The 20,451-nt window shown below is 74.5% G+C and carries 17 protein-coding genes; 10 read left to right on the plus strand and 7 right to left on the minus strand.

The window, feature by feature from the left end; genetic code table 11:
• Window positions 1-26: 26 nt before the first annotated feature.
• The 3 genes from OG617_RS15850 (at window position 27) to OG617_RS15860 (ending at window position 4,407) form a co-directional block, all read left to right on the plus strand.
• Window positions 27-1,559 carry an NADH-quinone oxidoreductase subunit M gene (locus OG617_RS15850; RefSeq protein ID WP_405102548.1) on the plus strand — a complete coding sequence of 511 codons (1,533 nt, stop codon included), beginning with the start codon at window positions 27-29 and terminating at the stop codon, window positions 1,557-1,559.
• Between the two features lie 121 nt (window positions 1,560-1,680).
• Window positions 1,681-3,234 (plus strand): NADH-quinone oxidoreductase subunit NuoN, encoded by a 1,554-nt coding sequence (gene nuoN, locus OG617_RS15855; protein ID WP_405102550.1) that lies wholly within the window; start codon window positions 1,681-1,683, stop codon window positions 3,232-3,234.
• Window positions 3,235-3,324: 90 nt separating this feature from the next.
• On the plus strand, window positions 3,325-4,407 hold the full coding sequence (locus OG617_RS15860; RefSeq protein WP_405102552.1) for a polyprenyl synthetase family protein: 1,083 nt from the start codon (window positions 3,325-3,327) through the stop codon (window positions 4,405-4,407).
• A gap of 6 nt (window positions 4,408-4,413) precedes the next feature.
• On the opposite strand, the gene OG617_RS15865 is transcribed toward OG617_RS15860, so the two are convergent.
• Window positions 4,414-5,595: an MFS transporter gene (locus tag OG617_RS15865; protein ID WP_405102554.1), complete on the minus strand. Its 1,182-nt coding sequence runs from the start codon at window positions 5,593-5,595 to the stop codon at window positions 4,414-4,416.
• Window positions 5,596-5,749: 154 nt separating this feature from the next.
• Here OG617_RS15865 and OG617_RS15870 point away from each other — a divergent pair, with 154 nt between their 5' ends.
• Complete coding sequence (locus OG617_RS15870; protein WP_405102556.1) at window positions 5,750-6,532, plus strand: IclR family transcriptional regulator; 783 nt, start codon at window positions 5,750-5,752, stop codon at window positions 6,530-6,532.
• A gap of 54 nt (window positions 6,533-6,586) precedes the next feature.
• Here OG617_RS15870 and OG617_RS15875 read toward each other — a convergent pair whose 3' ends face one another.
• Window positions 6,587-8,713 carry a PhoX family protein gene (locus OG617_RS15875; protein WP_405102558.1) on the minus strand — a complete coding sequence of 709 codons (2,127 nt, stop codon included), beginning with the start codon at window positions 8,711-8,713 and terminating at the stop codon, window positions 6,587-6,589.
• 278 nt (window positions 8,714-8,991) lie between these two features.
• Here OG617_RS15875 and OG617_RS15880 point away from each other — a divergent pair, with 278 nt between their 5' ends.
• A complete protein-coding gene (locus OG617_RS15880) occupies window positions 8,992-9,486 on the plus strand; it encodes a sigma-70 family RNA polymerase sigma factor (protein ID WP_405103736.1) in 495 nt (164 codons plus the stop codon).
• Window positions 9,483-10,178, plus strand: a complete 696-nt coding sequence (locus OG617_RS15885) for an anti-sigma factor family protein (protein WP_405102560.1) — start codon at window positions 9,483-9,485, stop codon at window positions 10,176-10,178. Before OG617_RS15880 ends, OG617_RS15885 begins: the two co-directional genes overlap by 4 nt.
• A gap of 70 nt (window positions 10,179-10,248) precedes the next feature.
• Here OG617_RS15885 and rarD read toward each other — a convergent pair whose 3' ends face one another.
• From rarD to eccE, 4 genes are all read right to left on the minus strand, one after another.
• Window positions 10,249-11,190 carry an EamA family transporter RarD gene (gene rarD / locus OG617_RS15890; RefSeq protein ID WP_405102562.1) on the minus strand — a complete coding sequence of 314 codons (942 nt, stop codon included), beginning with the start codon at window positions 11,188-11,190 and terminating at the stop codon, window positions 10,249-10,251.
• Window positions 11,187-11,675 (minus strand): GNAT family N-acetyltransferase, encoded by a 489-nt coding sequence (locus tag OG617_RS15895; protein ID WP_405102564.1) that lies wholly within the window; start codon window positions 11,673-11,675, stop codon window positions 11,187-11,189. Before OG617_RS15895 ends, rarD begins: the two co-directional genes overlap by 4 nt.
• Window positions 11,676-11,746: 71 nt before the next feature.
• Window positions 11,747-12,133, minus strand: a complete 387-nt coding sequence (locus tag OG617_RS15900) for a phage holin family protein (RefSeq protein ID WP_396676325.1) — start codon at window positions 12,131-12,133, stop codon at window positions 11,747-11,749.
• Window positions 12,134-12,208: 75 nt separating this feature from the next.
• A complete protein-coding gene (gene eccE, locus OG617_RS15905; RefSeq protein WP_405102566.1) occupies window positions 12,209-14,041 on the minus strand; it encodes a type VII secretion protein EccE in 1,833 nt (610 codons plus the stop codon).
• A gap of 284 nt (window positions 14,042-14,325) precedes the next feature.
• Between eccE and OG617_RS15910 the strand changes: the two genes are divergently transcribed.
• Both OG617_RS15910 and OG617_RS15915 read left to right on the plus strand, forming a co-directional pair.
• Window positions 14,326-14,643 carry a WXG100 family type VII secretion target gene (locus OG617_RS15910; RefSeq protein WP_396676825.1) on the plus strand — a complete coding sequence of 106 codons (318 nt, stop codon included), beginning with the start codon at window positions 14,326-14,328 and terminating at the stop codon, window positions 14,641-14,643.
• A gap of 26 nt (window positions 14,644-14,669) precedes the next feature.
• Window positions 14,670-14,963: a WXG100 family type VII secretion target gene (locus OG617_RS15915; protein WP_405102568.1), complete on the plus strand. Its 294-nt coding sequence runs from the start codon at window positions 14,670-14,672 to the stop codon at window positions 14,961-14,963.
• Window positions 14,964-15,028: 65 nt separating this feature from the next.
• On the opposite strand, the gene mycP is transcribed toward OG617_RS15915, so the two are convergent.
• The gene (gene mycP, locus OG617_RS15920; RefSeq protein WP_405102570.1) at window positions 15,029-16,357 is read right to left on the minus strand and encodes a type VII secretion-associated serine protease mycosin; all 1,329 of its coding nucleotides are present in this window, start codon (window positions 16,355-16,357) and stop codon (window positions 15,029-15,031) included.
• Between the two features lie 152 nt (window positions 16,358-16,509).
• Here mycP and OG617_RS15925 point away from each other — a divergent pair, with 152 nt between their 5' ends.
• Together OG617_RS15925 and OG617_RS15930 are read left to right on the plus strand one after the other, a co-directional pair.
• Window positions 16,510-20,028, plus strand: a complete 3,519-nt coding sequence (locus tag OG617_RS15925; protein WP_405102572.1) for an SseB family protein — start codon at window positions 16,510-16,512, stop codon at window positions 20,026-20,028.
• The gene (locus OG617_RS15930) at window positions 20,025-20,390 is read left to right on the plus strand and encodes a hypothetical protein (RefSeq protein ID WP_396676824.1); all 366 of its coding nucleotides are present in this window, start codon (window positions 20,025-20,027) and stop codon (window positions 20,388-20,390) included. Before OG617_RS15925 ends, OG617_RS15930 begins: the two co-directional genes overlap by 4 nt.
• Window positions 20,391-20,451: the final 61 nt, after the last annotated feature.

The raw sequence follows: 20,451 nt of genomic DNA on the forward strand, positions 1-20,451 counted from the left end.
AGTGACGACGGAGGTAAGGCCGCATAATGTCCAACTTCCCGTTCCTCTCGGTGCTGACCGTGGCGCCGCTGGTCGGCGCGCTGGTCGTGGCCGTCCTGCCGCGCCGCCGGCCGGACCTGGCCAAGCAGGTGGCCTTCGGGTGGTCGCTGCTGGTGCTGGTGCTGTCGGTGGTCATGTGGGTCAGCTTCAAGACCGGCGGTGACCGGCTCCAGTTCCGCGAGTCGTACACCTGGATCCCGCAGTGGGATGCCCGGTTCACCTTCGCAGCCGACGGCATCGCGCTGGTGATGCTGATGCTGATCGCGGTGCTGGTGCCGCTGGTGATCCTGGCGTCCTGGCACGACGCCGAGTCGTCGAAGCGCTCGGTGCCGGTCTACTTCGCCCTGCTGCTCATCCTCGAGAGCACGATGATCGGCGTCTTCGCCGCCGCCGACGTCTTCCTGTTCTACGTGTTCTTCGAGGTCATGCTCGTGCCGATGTACTTCCTCATCGGCAGCTACGGCGGCCACCAGCGGCAGTACGCGGCCGTGAAGTTCTTCCTCTACTCGCTGGTCGGCGGCCTGTTCATGCTGGCCGCGGTGATCGGCCTCTGGGTCGTCGGCGGAAAGACCTTCGACTGGCAGGCGCTGACCCAGGTGGACATCTCCACCGGCACGGGGCGCTGGTTGTTCCTCGGGTTCTTCCTCGCCTTCGCGATCAAGGCACCGTTCTTCCCGTTCCACACCTGGCTGCCGGACGCCGGTGGCGCGGCCCCGGCCGGGGCCGCCGCGCTCCTGGTCGGCGTGCTGGACAAGGTCGGCACGTTCGGCATCCTGCGGTACTGCCTGCCGCTGTTCCCGGAGGCTTCGAAGTGGTTCGCCCCCTGGGCGCTGGCGCTCGGGGTGATCGGCATCATCTACGCGGCGCTGCTCGCGGTCGGCCAGAACGACCTGAAGCGGCTGGTGTCGTACACCTCGATCGCGCACTTCGGGTTCATCGGGGTCGGCATCTTCGCCTTCACCACCCAGGCCGGCACCGGCGCGGTGCTCTACATGCTCAACCACGGCCTCGCCACCGGCCTGCTCTTCCTGGTGGTGGGGATGCTGGTGGCCCGGCGCGGATCGGCCCTGATCAGCGACTTCGGCGGCGCGGGCAAGCTGGTGCCGCTGCTGGCCGGGGTGCTCTTCTTCGCCGGTCTGGCCTCGCTGGCGCTGCCCGGCACCGCGCCGTTCGTCTCCGAGTTCCTGGTGCTGATCGGCACCTTCACGGTGAACAAGCCGGTGGCGGTGATCTCCACGCTCGGCATCATCCTGGCCGCCGCGTACGTGCTGTGGATGGTGCAGCGCACCACCCAGGGCACGCTCAACCCGGCCCTGGTCGAGATCGAGCCGATGCGCCGCGACCTCAGCCTGCGCGAGAAGTTCGTGGTCGCGCCGCTGATCGCGCTGATCGTGCTGCTCGGCTTCTACCCCAAGCCGGTCACCGATGTCATCAACCCCGCCGTCCGGGCCACCATGGAGGACGTCGGCAGGACCGATCCCGCCCCTGAGGTCGGCAGCGTCCAGGAGGCTCACCGGTGAGCGCGAGGAGTGAACGGGCGGAGCGAGTGAGCCCCAGCCGCCCGCGCGAGGAGCGAGCAGAGCGAGCCCCGCAGTCGCGGGCAGAGATTCGCGCAGTCGCGAACGAAAGGCGGCACGTGCAATGACCGAGCTGAAGTTGCCGTCGATCGACTACGCGGCGCTCGCTCCGATCCTGATCATGCTCAGCGCCGCCCTGCTGGGCGTGCTGGTCGAGGCATTCGTGCCCCGCCGGCTGCGGCACGTCGTGCAGCTCTCCCTGGGGCTGCTGGCGGTGCTCGCCGCACTGGTGATGGTGATCCTGAACTCCGACGACCGGCTGCTCACCGCAGGCGGGGCGATCGCCGTGGACGGGCCGACGCTGTTCCTCCAGGGCGCGATCCTGGTCCTCGCCGCGATGGCGCTGCTGCTGATCGGTGAGCGTTCGGTGGAGCGGGGCGGGGCGTTCGTCGCCCAGGCCGCGGTCACCGCCGAGTCGGCCGACGACCGGCGGCAGGCCGAGGGCAGCAACGGGGCGACCGAGGTCTACCCGCTGACCAGCTTCGCGATCGGCGGCATGCTGATCTTCGTGGCGGCGAACGACCTGCTGACCATGTTCATCGCCCTCGAGGTCTTCTCGCTGCCGCTCTACCTGCTCTGCGCGCTGGCCCGCCGCCGGCGGCTGCTGAGCCAGGAGGCGGCCATGAAGTACTTCCTGCTCGGCGCGTACGCCTCGGCGTTCTTCCTCTTCGGCGTGGCCCTGGTGTACGGGTTCACCTCGGGCATCCCGGGCCGGCCGGCGGGCGTCGACTTCGCCACCATCCACGCCGCGGTGGCCGAGTCCCCGGCCAGCGAGGTGCTGCTCTTCGCCGGCATGGCTCTGCTCGCCATCGGGCTGCTGTTCAAGGCCGCCGCCGCCCCGTTCCACGTCTGGACCCCGGACGTGTACCAGGGCGCCCCGACGCCGGTCACCGGCTTCATGGCGGCCTGCACCAAGGTCGCCGCGTTCGGCGCCCTGCTGCGGGTGTTCCACGTGGCGTTCTCCGGGGCGGCGTGGGACTTCACCCCGGTCCTCGGCGCGATCGCGGTGCTGACCATGCTGGTCGGCGCGGTGCTGGCGGTGACCCAGACCGACATCAAGCGGCTGCTGGCGTACTCGTCGATCGCGAACGCCGGGTACCTGCTCGTCGGGGTGCTCGCGCCGAGCAAGGACGGGCTCTCCGGCACGATGTTCTACCTGGTCGCGTACGGGTTCTCGGTGCTCGCCGCGTTCGCGGTGGTGACCCTGGTCCGGGACGCCGACGGGGAGGCCACCCACCTGTCCCGCTGGGCCGGGCTGGGCCGGCGTTCGCCGTTCTTCGCGGCGATCTTCACCTTCCTCCTGCTGGCCTTCGCGGGTATCCCGCTGACCAGCGGGTTCATGAGCAAGTTCGCCATCTTCGCCCCGGCGCTGGACGCCGGCCACGTGTGGCTGGTGGTGGCCGGCGTGCTGACCAGCATGGTGCTGGCGTTCCCGTACCTGCGGGTCGTGGTGATGATGTGGCTGTCCGAGCCGGGCGAGTCCACCCCGACGGTCACCACGCCGGGCGGGCTCACCTCGGCGGCCCTCATGATCGGCGTGCTGGCCACTCTGGTGCTGGGCGTCGTCCCGGGCCCGCTGCTCGATCTCGCCCATGGTGCCGCCGAATTCGTACGATGACCGACCTTTCCCGGCGACGGGGCCGGCACACGATCACGTGCCGGCCCCGTCGCCGTATCCCCCGTCCGGAGCAGGTCGAATGGGTGTGGCATGGTGGATAGCGTGGTGATTCCGGCTGGCGAGCGTTCAGGTGGCACCGGCTCCGCTCGGCGGAGTCGGGAGAGCACCGGTCAGTTCGGCGCGCTCGGCCTGCAACTGGCCGATCCCCGCGTCGAGGCGTCCGTGCTGGGCCTGCTGGAGTCCGTCGAGACGGAGCTGCGGGTCGCGGTGGCGAGCGCCGACCCGTTGGTGACCGAGGCCGCCCGGCACCTGGTGGACGCCGGTGGGAAGCGGTTCCGCCCGCTGCTGGTTGCCCTGGGTGCCCAGTTCGGCGACCCGACGAGCCCGCGGGTCGTCCACGCCGCCGTGGTGATGGAGCTCACCCACCTGGCGACGCTCTACCACGACGACGTGATGGACGAGGCCGCCGTGCGCCGGGGGGCACCGAGCGCCAACTCGCGCTGGACGAACTCGGTGGCGATCCTGGTCGGCGACTACCTGTTCGCCCGCGCCGCGGACCTCGCCGCCGACCTGGGCACCGAGGCGGTGCGCCTACAGGCGCGCACGTTCGCCCGGCTGGTGCACGGCCAGATCGCCGAGACGGTCGGCCCCCGGGACGGGCAGGACCCGGTCGATCACTACCTGTACGTGATCGCGGGGAAGACCGGCTCGCTGATCGCCACCTCGGCCCGGTTCGGCGGCATGTTCGGCGATGCATCTGTCGAGCACACCGAGGCCCTGGCCAAATACGGCGAGACCATCGGCGTGGCCTTCCAGCTCTCCGACGACCTGCTGGACATCGCCAGCGAGTCGGTGCAGTCGGGCAAGACCCCCGGCACGGACCTGCGCGAGGGGGTGCCGACGCTGCCGGTGCTCTACGCGCTCGCCTCGGACGACTCCGACGCCGCCTCGGTGCGGCTGCGGGAGATCCTGGCCACCGGCCCGCTCGTCGACGACGACCTGCACGCCGAGGCCCTCGGTCTGCTCCGCGAGTCCCCCGCCCTGAAGCGGGCCCGGGAGACGGTCCGCAGCTACGCCGAGGACGCGCGTGGGCAGCTCGCCCCGTTGCCGGACGGGGCGACCCGCCGGGCCCTCGAATCCCTCTGCGACTACATCGCCGACCGCACGAGCTGACCCCCGTCAGCGGGCGCGCAGCAGGCGGGCCGCTGTGAGCATCAGGGCGGCCGACCCGAGCATGGCCGTCGCCGCCGCAAGCCACATCGTCGGGTAGCCGAAAACGGTGGCGGTCGCGCCGAGGGCCAGCGGGCCGAGGCAACCGCCGGCGTACACCCCGGTCTGGGTGATCGAGGTGGCGGCGGCCGGGGCCTGCGGGTGCAGCCGGGCCACCGCGAAGGTCATCAGCCCGGGCCACGCCCAGCCCAGGCCGAAGCCGAGCACCACGCCCGCCACGAGCGGCACCGGCCCGGTCAGCGCCAGCAGCACCAGCCCCAGGGCGCCGACGACGAGCATGCCGGCGATGACCGCGACGTGGCCGCCGTCCCGGCGGTCGGCCAGCCAGCCGGAGCCGATCCGGGCGGCCACGCACACCACGCTGCCGAGGGTCAGGGTCAGCCCGGCCAGGCTCGGCGAGAGCCCCCGGCCGGCGGCCGAGTCGACCAGGAAGGTGCCCAGCGCGTTCGCGGCGGCCGCCGCCAGCGTCGCGGCCACCCCGACCAGCACCAGGGCCCCCGTCGCCCCACCTGCCCGCCGGTCGCCGGTCGGCCGTCCCGGGCGGGCCTCCCGCGCCGGTACGAGCGGCAGGGCGGCCAGCGCGGCGACCGTGCCCGCCACGAAGGCCCACCGCCAGCCGGCGGCCACGGCGACGGTCGGCACCGCCAGGCCGGCCAGCAGGGTGGAGAGCGGGACGGCCGCCTGCTTCACCCCGAACGACAGCCCCTGCCGGCGCGGCGGGACGTGCCGGACCAGCGCCGCGTTGCTGGCGAGCTGCCCCAGGGCGTTGGCGGCGGCGCCGAGCGCCAGCAGCCCGACCAGCACCGGGTACGACCGGGCCAACGCCGCCACGGCCAGCATGGACCCGGCGGAGAGCAGGATGCCGGCGCGGGCCACCACGGCCGGGCCGAGCCGCTCCACGAGGGCCCCCGAGGGCATCGAGGCGAGCGCGCTGACGCCGAAGTACACGGACACGACCAGGCCCAGCCCGGCCGGGGAGAAGCCCAGGTCCGCACCCATCTGCACGGCGAGGCCACCGACCAGGAAGACCGGCAGTACGCAGGCGACGGTGGTGGCGACCGCCCCCGTGCCGGCCCGGAGGGGATGGCGGGCTGCGCCCGGGGACGCGGGGTGCGGGGCGGTACGGGTCATGGTCCCGCAAACCTACGCGAGCCCACCTCGAACAACTCACCGTGTCGCTCGGCGCACTGACCGTTTAGGATGATCTGGCATCGTCGATCCGAACAGGCATTTCGCCGGACGCCTGGATTTCATATGGTGTAACTCCCCGGCGGCGGAGGTGGTTGTGCGCGACCCCTTGGCGGAACCTTCGGATCTCATCCGGAGTGTGTCCCGCGCCCTACGCGTGCTCGAATCGGTCGGCCGTGCCCCGAAGGGGTTGACCGTCAAGCAGATCGCGCGGCGCTGCGAGCTGACCGTGGCCACCACCTACCACCTGGTCCGCACCCTGGCGTACGAAGGCTACGTGATCCGCCGGGAGGATGGCACGTACATCGTCGGGCTGGAGATCGCCGACCGGTACCGCGAGCTGGTCACCGCGTTCCGGGGGCCGGCGCCGGTCGGCGAGTGCCTGCGGCGGGCCGCCCTGGACACCGGCTACAGCCACTACCTGGGCCGGTTCGTCGGCGGCCAGGTGGCGATCACCGCCGTCGCCGAGGGGCACCGCTCGCCGTATCTCGAGGACCTGGTCCCGGGCTTCGACGAGGGGGCGCACGCCACCGCGCTCGGCAAGGCCCTGCTGGCCACCCTCACCGCCGAGCAGCGCTTCCGCTACCTGCGGGAGTACGGCATGCGCCCGTTCACCAACGCCACTCTGACCAGCCCTGAGGCGTTCGAGGCGGACCTGGCGGCCGGCGACCGGCGCGGGATGCAGCTCGAACTGAGCCAGTTCCGGCAGGGCGTGGCGTGCGCCGCGGTGCTGGTCACCCCGGACAAGGACCTGGAACGACGGATGGTGCTGGCCTGCGCGCTGCCGGCCAGCGAGATGATGACCTCCGCCCGGGTGGTCCGGGCCAAGCTGCTCACCGTCGCCCGCGCCGTCGCCGACGCCGCCGTCGCCGAGGGCTGAGACGACAGGGCCCCCTCCCTGGCGAGGAGGGGGCCGCGGTACGCGCCGTCGCGGTCAGCTGCCGATCGGGCCGCCGTCCAGGCGCCAGGTGACCACCACGCCGGGCTTGGCGTAGTCGCCGTCCGGCCAGGTGGAAGCCGGGTTCTCCACCGAGGCTCCGGTGATCTCGCCCGGGTGCTGCACCGCCACGAACACCGACCGGTTGTCGCCGGTGATGAACGGCCCGCAGGCCTCCGCGCCGAGCGGCACGGTCAGGAACTGCTTGAGGTGCCCCCGCTCCGGGCCTTCGACGGCGGTGGCGAACAGGCCGTCGTTGCTGCCCAGCGCGTTGCCGTCGGTGGAGATCCAGAGGTTGCCGGTGGCGTCGAAGGCGACGTTGTCCGGGCAGGAGATCGGGGAGACCTTCGCCTTGTCGTACCCGGCGAAGTGGGTGGACGGGTCGGTCGGGTCGCCGCAGACGATCGGCAGTGACCAGGCGAACGTCTCCGCCGCGTTGTTGTTGCCGTCCTCGACCAGCTCCAGCACCTGGCCGTGCTTGTTGAGGTTGCGCGGGTTGGCCTCGTCGGCCGGTGCCTTGCCCGCCTTGCCGCGGTCGGTGTTGTTGGTCAGCGCCACGTACACCTTGCCGGTGAGCAGGCTCGGCTCGACGTCCTCCGGCCGGTCCATCTTGGTCGCCCCGACCTTGTCCCCGGCCAGTCGGGTGAAGGTGAGCACGTCCGCGGCGCTCATCCCGTCGACGTACGACCGGGTGCCGCTGACCAGCTTGATCCAGCGGCCCCGGCCGTTGAACGCCCCGTCGGCGGGCAGCGCGCCCGATCCGTCGATCTCGGCGGCCGAGCTGCCTTCGAGCTGGGCCACGTACAGGGTGCCGGACTCCAGCAGGGTCAGGTTGTGCCTGTGGGCGACCCGCGAGTCGCCGGCCATGAACTTCTTGTCCGAGACGAACTTGTACAGGTAGTCGAACCGCTCGTCGTCACCCATGTACGCGACCACGTGGCCGTTGCGCGCCACGATGACGTTCGCGCCCTCGTGCTTGAACCGGCCCAGCGCGGTGTGCTTGCGTGGCCGGCTCTCCGGGTCGAACGGGTCGATCTCGACGACCCACCCGAACCGGTGTGCCTCGTTGGGGTGCTTCGCCAGGTCGAAGCGTTCGTCGGCGCGGTCCCACCTGCGGTTGTCGCTCGGGTACCGGTCGGTGGTGTTGAGGCCGTACCGGGCCAGCCTCGGCTTCAGCTCCTCCGGCGCGCCGTTGCCGCCGACGAAGTACTGGTTGAAGTTCTCCTCGCCGGAGAGCACGGTGCCCCACGGGGTGACGCCGCCCGCGCAGTTGTTCAGCGTGCCGACGACGGTGCGGCCCTTCGGGTCGGCGGCGGTCCTCAGCCACGCCGAGCCGGCGGCCGGCCCGGTCAGCTCGAACCTGGTGGCCAGCGCGGTGACCCGCCGGTTGTACGGCCGCCGGCTGCCCCCGACCGGCCGCCAATGCCCGGTGCCGTCGACCCGCTCCAACTCGACCACGCTCATCCCGTGCGCCGCCATGGCGACCCTCACCTGCTCGACGGTGAGCGCGTCCAGGCCGGTGAAGCCGGGGAACATCAGGTCCTCGTTGGTGTACTCGTGGTTGACCACGAGCAGCGCCCGCCGGCCCTGCCTGTCCAGCGGCAGCACGCCGACGAAGTCGTTGTTGTAGCCGAACTGCTTCGCCTGCTTGGCAGCGGTCTGCCTGTGCGGGTCGAACTCCGGCGCGCCTGGCACCACCGGGTCGCCCCAGCGGATCACCACGGCGTGGTCGTACCCGTTGGGGACCACCAGCGTGTCGAGCTTGTTCGGCGGGATCGGCTTGAAGGTCAGCGCGCCGCTGCCCACGCCGCCCGGCGGGCGGCCGAACCCGGTGGCCTCCGGCACGACCTGGGTGGCCGGCGCGGCGGACGCGGCGCCCGCCCCGGCCAGCGCACCGGCGGCGGCGCCGCCGAAGCCGAGGACGAGCGCACCCACCGCGCCGGCCCGGACCACGCCGCGCCGGGACACCTCGGCGTCGACCAGGTCGCCGAGGTACGGGTTGCCGGAGGAATTGGGCACCGGGTGGTCACAGGCGTTGCCGCACCGGTACAGGCAGGTCATGGCGTCACGGCTGCCGTGGCGGGTGGCGCCCAGCAGGGGAAGCAGCCGGGGACGGTTGCTCATCGGGAGGTGCCTCCTGGGGAGAAGTTCGGGACACGCCGGGACCAGCCGTCCGACGTGCGTACCCGGCGGACGCTAGGAGGGTGCGGTGAGCGCGGGCCGGCCCGAACGTGAACCGGACGTGAACACCTGCGCCGAGTGCGCCCCGTCGACCTGCGGATGAACCGATCCGGGCCGCCGGACGTGCTTTCGGGCGAAGGCACCGCCGGGCCACCCGACGGCGCGACCCGCTGGACTCCCCGACGCACGAGGAGGCCGCCATCAGCGACCACGACGCCCGACTGCTGCGCGCCCTGCACGACGAGCACGCCGACGCGCTCCACGCGCACGCCCTGCGGCTGGTCAACGGCGATCGGAGCCGGGCCGAGGACCTGGTGCAGGAGACGCTGCTGCGGGCCTGGCGGCACCCGGAAGCGCTCGACCCGACGCGCGGCTCGGTGCGGGCCTGGCTGTTCACCACCGCCCGGAACCTGGCCATCGACGCCTGGCGGCGGCGCTCCACCCGGGTCGGCGAGGTCTACACCGACGAGCTGCCGGAGCCCTCGGAGGCGGTCGACGAGGCGGAGCGGGCGGTGGAGGCGTGGACGGTCGCCGAGGCGCTGAACCGGCTCAGCCCGACCCACCGGGAGGTGCTGATCGAGTGCTTCTACCAGGGGCGCTCGGTGGCCGAGGCGGCGGCGCGGCTGGGCGTGCCACCCGGGACGGTCAAGTCCCGCACCCACTACGCACTGCGCTCACTACGGCTGGCACTGGCCGAGATGGGGGTGACCCGATGACCCGCTGCGAGTTCGCCCACGACGACGGCGCGTACGTGCTGGGCGCGCTCGGCCCCGCCGAGCGGGCCGCCTACGAGCGGCACCTGGCCGGCTGCGACTCCTGCCGGGAGGCGGTGGCCGAGATCGCCGTGCTGCCCGGGCTGCTCGGCCGGCTCGATCAGGTGGGGCTGGCGCGGTTGCTGGAGCCGGCGGCCGAGACCTCCCGGGTGGACACGCTGCTCGCCGCCGCGCGGGACCGCCGCCGCGAGCGCCGGGCCGCCGTCCGCCGGTACGTCGTGACCGCGCTGGCCGCCGTCGTGTTGGCGCTGCTCGCCGGGCTCGGCGCGGGCACCCTCCGGCCGGCCGTCGAGGTCACCCCGACGCCGACCCCGCAGGTGCCGATGGCAGCCATGCGGCCGGTCACCGGCGCGGTGCCGGTGCACGCCGAGGTCGGGCTGACCGGCACCCCGTGGGGCACCGAGGTCACCATGCGCTGCGGGTACGACCGGCGGGACGGCCACCGCGAGGCGTACACCTTCCGGCTGGTGGCGCACGGCCCGGACGGCGCGACGGAGCAGATCGGCTCCTGGCTGGCCGCCCCCGGCGACGAGCTGCGGTTCACCGGCGCCACCCACTTCACCGGCGGCGAACTGGTCCGCCTGGAACTGCTCCGCGCCGACGGCACCCCAATCCTCACCTACAACCCCCGCTAACCCACCCGCCCCCGCCCCGCTAACCCCCCACCCCGCAGCGATCTTGCGGTTGCGGCCCCGGCGAATCCGACTAAAGCGGCGAACCGGGGGCCGCGAGTGCAAGATCGGCGGGGGTCGCGGCGCGGCGGGCGCGGTGGGCGGCCCGGGCGTGGCGGAGGGCGTCCGTGGTGAAGACCACCAGGGCCAACCAGACCAGGGCGAAGCCGGCGAGGCGGGCCGGGGGCATGGGCTCGTGGAAGATCAGCACGCCGCAGCCGAGCTGGAGGATCGGCGCGACGTACTGGAGCATGCCCAGCGCGGTCAGCGGCAGCCGGTTGGCCGCCCCGGCGAAGAACAGCAGCGGGATCGCGGTCGCCGCCCCGGCCAGCACCAGCAGCGCGGTGTGCCCGGCGGAGACGTGGCCGAACTTGAGGCCGCCGGCGGTGGCGAGCCAGCCGAGGTAGCCGAGGGCGGGCAGGGCCAGCACCGCGGACTCCACGAAGAGGCCCTCCGCCGCCGGCAGCCCGAGTTGCTTCTTGACCAGCCCGTACCCGGCGAAGCTGACCGCCAGGGTGAGCGCCAGCCAGGGCAGCCGGCCGTAGTCGACGGTGAGCACGCCCACCGCCGCCGCGCCGATGCCCAGCGCCAGCCACTGGGCGGGGCGCAGCCGCTCCCGCAGCACGGTCACCCCGAGCAGCACCGACACCAGCGGGTTGATGAAGTAGCCGAGGGCGGTCTCCACCACCCGCTCGGAGTTCACCCCGTAGATGTAGGTGCCCCAGTTGATCGCGATCAGCACTGCGGCGGCGGCGATCCCGGCCAGGGCCCGGGGGCGGCGGGCCAGCGCGCGCAGGAAGCCGATGTTGCGCAGCGCGGCGAGCAGCAGCGTCACGAACACCATCGACCAGACGATCCGGTGCGCCAGGATCTCCAGCGGCCCGGCCGGCTGGAGCAGCTTGAAGTAGAGCGGGAAGAAGCCCCAGAGCAGGTACGCGCCGAGGCCGTAGAGGTATCCGAGGCGGAGCGGGGTCACGCTTCCACCGTAAGGGGTGAAGCGGTCCCTGGTTCCTTTCCGGTGAGCTGGCTCACCCGCTGGTCGTACTCCATCCACCGGCCCGGGTCGACCAGGGCGAAGCCGACCTTCGCGTACACCTCGTGCGCGTCGGCGGTGGCCAGCACGATCCGTCGTACGCCGAGCTCGGCCAGGTGGTCGCGGACCGCGCCGGCCAGCCAGGTGCCCAGCCCGTGCCCCCGGGCAACCCGGTCCACGTAGACGTCGCAGAGCCAGGCGAAGGTCGCCCCGTCGGTGACCACCCGGGCCACGGCGACCTGCCGACCGTCCCCGGGGCGGTACACGCCGAACGGCAGCGAGCCGGCGAACGCCCGCCCCACGGTCTCCCGGTCCCGCCCGAGCGCCCAGTACGCGTCGGTGGCGAGCCAGTGGTGCACCAGGTCGAGGTCGAGCCGGGCGGGGTCGGTGCTGAGCAGATGGCCGTCGTCGCGGGTCAAAGTGATCACACCCCGACGCTAACCCCGCGGTTGCGGCCCCTCGCCAGCCAATTCCCGCCAACTGGCCCCACCTGGAACGCTCAGTCGCGGTCGAGCACGGCGCCCAGGAGCCAAGTGACGACGCCGACGAGGAGTGCGCCGAGCACCGCCGCCGGCCAGAAGCCGTCCACGTGGAACGGCAGCCCGGCCTCGCCCGCGATCCAGCTCGACAGCAGGAAGAGCAGGCCGTTCACCACCAGTGCGATCAGGCCCAGGGTCAGCAGGTAGAAGCCGCAGCCGACGGTCTTGATGACCGGCTGGAGCACGGCGTTCACGACGCCGAAGATCACGGCGACGAGGACCAGCGTGACGACCGCCTCGGTGGCCGAGCCCGTGTCGAGCGTGATGCCCGGGATGAGCAGGGTGGCTAGCCAGAAGGCCAGTGCCGTGCTGCCCAGCCGGATCAGTAGACCCTTCAGGAAACCCATGTTCACGGATGGTGCCATGGACCCGCCACCGGCGGAACCCGCGACCGGCCAAGTGGGCTGTGGACCAGGTGTGGTTCAGCCCCGTCCCGGCCGGCCGATCAGTTGCGACTCGATCGGGGTGGGCGAGAGCAGCGCCCAGCGCAGCGACCGCCGGTTCACCACCGCCACCATGTCCTCCCGGATCCGGGTCAGCCAGTCCGCCGACCCACCGAGGCCGAGCGCGGCCCCGGCGAGCGCGGCCTCGGCGGGGCCCAGCGGTTGCAGCACGACCAGGTCCGCCCGGCTCAACGGGTCGGCGTCGGCCGGGGTGAGGTCGTCCCGGACCACCAGGGTGGACTGCCAGGCCGGCCCCGGCCCGGCGGCCGAGGGCACCGGCCCGGCGTCCACCACGAGCAGCAACGGCCGCAGCGGAGAGGCGGGGCCGCCGCCCACCGGCCGGCCGGGCGGCAGCACCGGGATCGGCCCGCCGGGCGCGCCGACGCCCCGGGCGAACCGCTCCCACGCCTGCGGCCGGGTCGTCCGCACCGCCACCCGGGCGCCCAACGCCATCGCCCGCAGGGCCACCAGCTGGGCGGCCCGGACCCCGCCGACCAGCATCAACCGGGTGCCCTCCGGCCGGAACAGGCGGATCGTCACGGCCTCGCCGCGCCGGTTGGCGCCCACCATCAGCCCGGCCTCGCCGACCGGCAGCTCCAGCGCGTCCAGGGTGGCGGCGTCGACCGACACGCCCGGGGCCGCCGACGCGAGCGGCAACGTGCCGGCCAGCGCCGGGAGCTGCTGGCCGTCGAGCCGTTCCACCTCACCACCGGCCGAGTCCACCAGCCCTCGCAGGGCCTGCGCCGCCACCGACAGCTCACCGGGCGTCCAGGCGGTCAGCCGTACGGTCAGCTCGGCCGGCGGGCCCGTGCCGTCGACGCCGGTGCGGGGGCCGACGCAGAGCGAGACCGTGGTGGCCGCCGCCGGCAGGACGAGCAGCCGGGGCACCAGCCGCCGCCCGCTGTCGGTGCGCACGTCCGGCCCGCGGCGCACCCGGAACGTGGTCTGCCACAGCTCCCCCGTGCGCACCGTCGGCCAGGACTCCAGCACGGGGTCGCCGTCGTCGAGGTGGGTCAGATCCGCGAGGACGCGCAGCGCGGCGCGCGCGCCGAGCGGGCGGGCGGTCACCGGCCCGATCCGGCGGACGATCCGCCGGACCACGCCGGAGAGGGCGACCCGGAGGTCCTCGTCGGTCCACCCGACGACGCGCAGCGCCCGGACCGCGAGCAGCGCCCGGTCCCGCCCGGCCAGCCGTCCCTCGGTGAGCTGCCGGTACGACGTCGCCACCGTGCTGCCGCCGGCCGTGGCGGCCGGCGCGGGCGAGCCGCTGAACAGCAGCTGGAGCCGGATCGGGGGCAGCTCCGGCGAGACCGACGGCAGCAGCGTCGACAGCGCGGGGAGGCCACGGGGGCCGCCGCCGAGCAGGTCACCCGGGTCGCCGATCTCCAACACGGCGGTCAGCCCGCCCGCGTCGTCGACCAGCGCGGCCGGGCCGCCGGCCAGCTCCGCCGCGCGCACCGCCGCGCCGGGGGAGAGCAGCTCCAGCAGGCAGTCCGGGCCGGCGGTGGGCACCGGGACGCGTCGCCGGCAGAGGAGGCCGACGGCGATGCCGAACCAGGTGAACAGCCAGCGGCCCCGGATCCGCACCCAAGAGCCCGCCAGCAACGCCACGGCCAGCAGCACGGCGGCCCCGGTCGCCGCCGCGCCCCGGCCGGTCGCGGCGGCGACCAGCGCCACCGCCACCTGCGAGGCGACCACCTGACCGACCCGTTGCGCGGCCGACGGTCGCGGGGCGGCGGCGGGTATCCACTGTGGCGGCAGCGGCTGCCGGTGCGCCGGCTGGGCCGGGGCCGTGGTCGTGCTGGCCGTCACCGCGCCTCCCCAGCGCTCACCCGGCGATGCCGGGCGGAGTCACGGCGTCGGTGCGGCCGGTGCCGCAGCGTCATCGTATGACTCCGCCTCGGCGCAGGGGGCCCGCGGTTGTCCACAGGGGAACGGGGCGGGGTGGCAGAACCGCTACGGTACGGCTACCGTCAGCGACGAGTTCGCTGAGCCCTCACCCACCGGTGCTGCCCGCCGGCGAGGCGAGCGGCGCGTCCGCCGCGGGCGCGGCCGACGGCCAGCCACCCAATCGAGGAGACGAGGTGACGTCCGGGGTGTCCCAGACCCAGGCAGAAGCCGCGGTGATGCAGCAGACCGCCGCGAAGTTCGAGCAGGTGGACCAGTCCCTGCAGGCCATGCTGACCGGCCTGCTTGCCGAGCTGGAGGTGCTGCAGCAGGCCTGGCGGGGTGCCGGTGGGCGCTCGTTCGAGCAGGTGAAGCAGCAGTGGTCGCAGGACCAGACGGCGTTGCAGCGGGCGCTGCGGGAGACCGCGTCCGCCGTCCGCACCGCCGGCCAGCAGTACGACGCCTCTGACAACGAGGCCGCCGGCCGGGTCGCCGGCACCAACCGCGGCATCCAGTTGCCGCTGTAGCACCTTCCCGGAAAGGGGATCATCCGATGGACCACGGTGTGCTGGTCGTCAACTTCGCCGCCCTGCACCAGGCCGGCGCGGACATCCAACGGGCGCTGAACACGCTGGACGACCAACTCGGGCAGCTCGAACGGGACGCCGCGCCGCTGGTGGCGGGCTGGGACGGCGAGGCCCGGCAGGCGTACGAGCAGCGCCAGGCCCGGTGGCGGTCCGCCTCGCAGGACCTCCAGGCGATGCTGCGCGACATCAAGCTCGCCGTCGACGACTCCGCGTCCGACTACCTCGATACCGAGAAGCGGAACGTCACCCTGTTCCAGTGAGCCGTCCCCGGCGGCGTCCGACGGAAGTCGGGCGCCGCCGGCTCCGTCCGGCTGTCCTGTGGGGGTCAGGGTGCCGGCCGCCACCGCCGGCGCGCGGCCCGGGGGAGCACCACGGCCAACAGCACCACGCCCGCCACGGCGGCGCCGGTGACGGCGGCGACGGCCAGCGCCCGGTCCCGGGCCGCCGCGCGTCGGGCCTGCTGGGCGAGCAGGGCGGGTTCGGTCCGGTCCGCCGGCAGCGCCCCAACGCCACGCTTCCGGCCCGCCGGGCCCGGGCCGGTCTCGGTCACCGCCCGGTAAGGGTTGAGCACCCCCGCGCCGTACCCGTCGCCCGAGCCGTCACCCGGGGCCGGATCGGCCGTCGCGACGATCCGCTGCGACACCTGGGCGGCGGTCAGTTCCGGCCGGTACTCCCGGACGAGCGCCGCGGTGGCCGCCACGAACGGGGCGGCGTAGCTGGTGCCCTCGACCCGGTGGTGGCCCTGCCCGGGCGCGGCGGTCAGCACCTCGCCGCCGGGGGCGACCAGGTCGACGTATGGGCCGGCCTGCGAGAAGTCGGCCCGCCGGCCGTCGGGGCCGATCGCGCCTACGCCGAGCACCCCGTCGTACGCGGCCGGGTACGGGCGGGGATCCCCGCCGTCGTGCAGGTTGCCGGCGGCGGCCACCACGACCACGTCCCGGTCCACCGCGTAGCGGACCGCCGCCCGGACGGCGGGGTGGTCGACGTACAGCACGAGGGAGAGATTGAGCACGTCGGCGTCGTGGTCGACCGCCCAGCGGATCGCCCGGGCGAAGTCGGTCGCGCCGACCGTCCGCCCCGCTTCGTGTCCCTCGACGACCTGCTGCTCGCTGACCCGCACCGGCAGGATCCGGGCGCGAGGGGCGAGCCCCTGGAACGCGACGCCGGCACGCGGCACGGCGGCGATGACGCTCGCCACGCCGGTGCCGTGCCCGGCGCAGTCCCGGCCGCCGTCGCCCCCCGGATCGAGGAAGTCGGCGCCGTCCAGGACCCGGCCGGCCAGTTGCGGGTGCCCCCGGTCCACCCCGGAGTCGATCACCGCGACGGTGATCCCGGATCCGGTGGCCAGGGCGGTGAGCCGCTCGGGGGCGTACCGGCGCTGGGGCCAGGGGGTGGCCGCGACGGGCCGGACGGGCGCGAGCGGGGTGGCGCACCCCGGTGCCGCCACGCCTCGGGAGCCCGCCAGGTCGAGCCTGTTCGCCGTGCCCGCCGGCTCGGCCGCGCGCGGCCCGCCTCCCTCGCCCACCGGGTGGACCGTGCCCGGCCGGTCCGTCACGGGCCGCGGGTCGGCCGCGCGCGTCGGGGTGGCGGGCAGCATGATCAGCAGGGCCGCGGCTGCGGCGGCGAGGACCGGGCGCGCGGCGGGCCGGGGCATCGATCGCCTCCGTATCGTGTCGGCTCCGGAACAGGATGTTAGTCCCATCCGGATCGCCCGGCGGGGCGTCGCCGGCCAGCCATTGTGATCTTGTTACCACCTTGTAGGTTGTACGCGATGCCTATGGCCTGTTCACGGGAGGAGAGGTGGCCGTGACCGACTGGGAGCCGGCTACCGAGGCCGAAGCGGCGATGCGGGATGCGCTCCGCGCCAACGACCAAGAGCTCTACTTCCGCGTGCTGGCCCGCACCGAGCTGCTGCTGCCGGTCTCCACGCAGGCGCTGGCCGGGCAGGCCCCGATGGGCTGGGGGACCTGGACCACGGGCGGGCGCACGCACGTGCTGGCGTTTACCTCGTCCGCCGCGTTGCAGGCCTGCCTGGGCGGGAACCCGGCGGCCAGCCGCCGCAGCGGGTACGCCGACCTCGCCGTCGACTGGCCCAACCACGAGTGGTGGCTGGCCGTCAACCCGGGCCTGCCCATCGAGGGGTACCTTCCCGCCTGGTTCGTCTCCCAGCTGTCCCGAGGCGACGTGCGGCTACCCGGCCGCACCATGGGCGCCCGGGCCCGCCTGGAACGCGCGGAGAACGTCGCCAGGACCAGGGCGACCGCAGTGGTCCCCGGCCGGGACGCCCCGGCGTCGCCGTCGCCGAGCCTGCCGGAGCCGTCGGTCGCGGGACCGCCGCCGGGCCGCCCCACGACCGAGCCGTCCGCCGCCGCCGAGGCGCCCACCGCCCCGCTGATCACCACGCCGCTGGCCACCACGCCGCTGGCCACCGCCCCGCCGGCGCCGGTACTGCCCGTGTCGATGCTGCCCGCGTCGGTCCCGCCCGGGCCGTCGTACCGGTCGCCCGGCGGCGCGGGAGAGCCCGCAGCCGGCTCGCCGTACCGGGCCGGGGACGTGGCCGGCCGACCGGCTCCCGCCGCGGCAGGCGGGCCGGACGGTGCCGGGGCGACACACACCGAAGCGGCGCCCTCCGGATCGGCGTGGCTGAACGTCTCCCGGCGGCGGACGCCCGATGCGCCGCCCCCCACCGGGGAGGTGGCAGCGGGCGAGGGCGGAAACGGCCGGCCTCCCGAGCCTCCGGTGCCACCCGCACCGCCCGCCTCCTTCTTCGAGCCGGCGTCCGGCCGGAGCCGAGCCGCCCGGCCGATCGGGGAGCCCCGTCGTCCCGCTGAGCGGGCCGCCCCGCCGTCCCGGTTCGCCGGGGGTGGTCAGCCCTTCCCGCGGCGGCGTCCGGCCTCGGACCCGGCCACCGAGCAGCCGCCGCATGCCTTCCACCTCGCCACACCCGCGGAGCCGTCGACGGTGGCGTTCCCGCCCGCCGGTGCGGCTCCGGCCGCGTCGCAGCCCGAGCCGTTCCGCCCCGGTGGCGTCAGCCCTGAGGAGGCAACTCGGGCGTTCCGCCCCGACGGTGGCAGCTCCGAGGAGGTCACCCGGGCGTTCCGCCCCGACGGTGGCGGCTCCGAGGAGGTCACCCGGGCGTTCCGTCCCGGGGACGTCGGGCCCGGAGAGCGGACGCAGGCCCTGCGTACCGGCGCCGTCGGGCCCGGGGAGGTCACCCGGGCGCTCCGGCCCGGGGAGGCGACCTCATCGGGTCCCGGCTTTGCCGGTGCCGAGGACCCCACCCGGGCCCTGCGCCCCGGCGGCGGGGCATCGCCGGAGCAGCCCCGGGCGTCGCCGCAGGCGGAGCCGACCCAGGCGTTCCGGCCCGTCGCGCCGGGCGACGAGCCGACCCGTCCCTTCGGCGTGCCCGGTGGCATGGTGACGGACGAGCCGACCCGTCCCCTCGGCCCGACCGGTGGGGACGAGCCGACCCGTCCCCTCGGGGCCGATGGTGCCGGGCCGGACGGCGGGCTGCCACCTCGTCGACCCGGGGCCGGCGCCGCCCAGGCGTTCCCGCGCCCCCGCCCCGGGGCGGACGGCGAGGAGCCCACCCGGTCCCTTGCGGAGCAGCCCGGCGCCGCACCGGTCGGGGAGACGGCGGAGGAACTGCCGACGTCGGCCGTCGACCCGGCCTCCGGGCCGCCCGCGTCCCGCCGTTCCTTCTCGCCCATCGTCATCGAGGGCACCATCATCGAGGCGCGGGACCTGCCGGCGACCGGGCCGGCCGCCGCGCCGGGCGTGGCCCCCGGCCCGTCTCTCTTCGGCGGCACCCCGCCGGTGGCCCCGGCCCCGACGTCGATGCCCGACCTCGGCGGGCTCGATCCGGTGCCCGAACTCGACCGGATCGACCCGGTCTCCGATCTTGGTTGGCCCGCACCGCCGTCCCTCCCCGACCACGACCAGGGCCCCCCAGACCACGGCCAGAGCTTCCCGGGCCACGACCAGGGCCCCCCGGGCCACGGCCAGGGCGACCTCGGCCAGGGGCAGGGCGAAGCGGTGTCGCCGCTCGGTGTCCCGGCGGGGGCCGGCGTGGTTTCCGGACCGCCCGCCCCGGACGACCCGGGCCCGACGGCCGTGCTGTTCACCCCGTCGACGCCACCCGCGTCGGACCCGTCGGCCGAGTCCCTGTTCCGCCCTGTTCCGCCCGGCCACGTCGACCCCGGGCCGGCCGTCGATGCCGTTCCGACAGGGCCCCTGCCGGGCCCGTCGGCCACCGGGGAGCCGGGCCTGGGGGTCAGCGGGGAGCCGGGCCCGGCGAGGGCCGGGGAGCCGGTGGCGACCCGGGAACCGGAACAGACGGCGTCGGCAGCCCTCGCGGCCGACTTCCAGCCGGCGAACGAGGTGGAGGAGGACCTGCTCGCTGCCGCCGGCACCGGCAGCACCGACAGCTTCCTCTCCACGCTGCTGCTGGCCCGGGTGTTGCTGCCGGTGGCGCCCGACTCGGCGCCCGACAGCAGGCCGGGGGACCCGGGCTTCGTCTGGCGGACCGAGCGGCTGGACGGCGAGACGTACGTCGTGGTCCACACCTCCCCGGAGCGGCTGGCCGACCACGTCGACGAGCCGGTGGAGACCGTACGGGTCAAGTTCGTCCAGCTGATCCGTTGCTGGCCCGACGACACCTGGTCGTTCGCGGTGAACCCGAACACGTCGGTTGGCGCGAAGCTGCCCGGCGAGCAGATCGTGGCGCTGGCCAACTGGGCCGCCGAGGTGGGGCTCGGCGACGACGCCGGGAGCGAGCCGGAGCCGGCCGTCGAGGCGGCCACGGGCGCCGTCCGGCACGTCCCGCCGCCCGTGGACCCGAACCGGCCCGTGGTGATGCAGAAGGCGATCGCCCCGAGCCAGCTCACCTACTACCTGGAGCGCGGCTACGACCGGGTCTCCGGCTTCGTGCACCGGGCCAACGAGTTGGCCCACCTGAACAGCCCCGCCCAGTTGCACGACGCGCTGGGTCTCGGGTACCCGGACTCGCCGTTCTCCCGGGACGCCGCGCAGATCTACGTGCTGCGCTGGCCGGCGCACCGGCCGAGCCTCTACCGGATCCCCTACGGCGGGCAGAACGAGGGCGCCATGCGGGCCATGGAGGGCTGGGTCATGGAGCGCCCACCGTTCCGGGGCAACGGCTTCGCCCCGGGGGACAGCAGCGACGTGGTGGCGGAGTTCAAGGTGGACAGCGCCCGGCTGCCGCACGGCGCGGAGCTGTGGCGGATCGGCGCGGACGGCACCGAGCGGGTGGTCGCGATCCTGGACACCGACGCCCTGCTCTGGAGACAGGTCGGTGAGTCCTGATGCGCGACGGCTATGTGGCCCGCTGGCGCGGGCGTGAGTACCAGGCCAGCCCGGACGATGACGACGTCCGGCTGTACCAGCCGGAGCCCGGCGACGGGTTCGAGGAGATCCGCCCCGGCCGGTACGTCCGGGTGCTCCCGGCGACCGAGATCGACGAGCTGGCGTACGTCCGGACCACCTGCACCTGGCAGGGGCAGCCGTTCATCGTGCTGGCGGAGCACGACGGCTGGCTGCGGGTGGAGTACACCGGCGGGCGCTGGCCGGTCGCCCGGGCGATGGGGCTGGAGGTCTTCGACTTCGGGGTGTACCAGGGCTGGGCCCCGGCCCGCGAGGTTGTCGACCTGCGCGAGCAGCGCCTCTGACAGTGCGGGGGTGGAAGCGGGGTCACCAGGCGGTCCGAGTCGGCCGCTGACTGACCTCCGC

Source organism: Micromonospora sp. NBC_01412, assembly GCF_045040215.1.
Lineage (GTDB): Bacteria > Actinomycetota > Actinomycetes > Mycobacteriales > Micromonosporaceae > Micromonospora > Micromonospora rubida.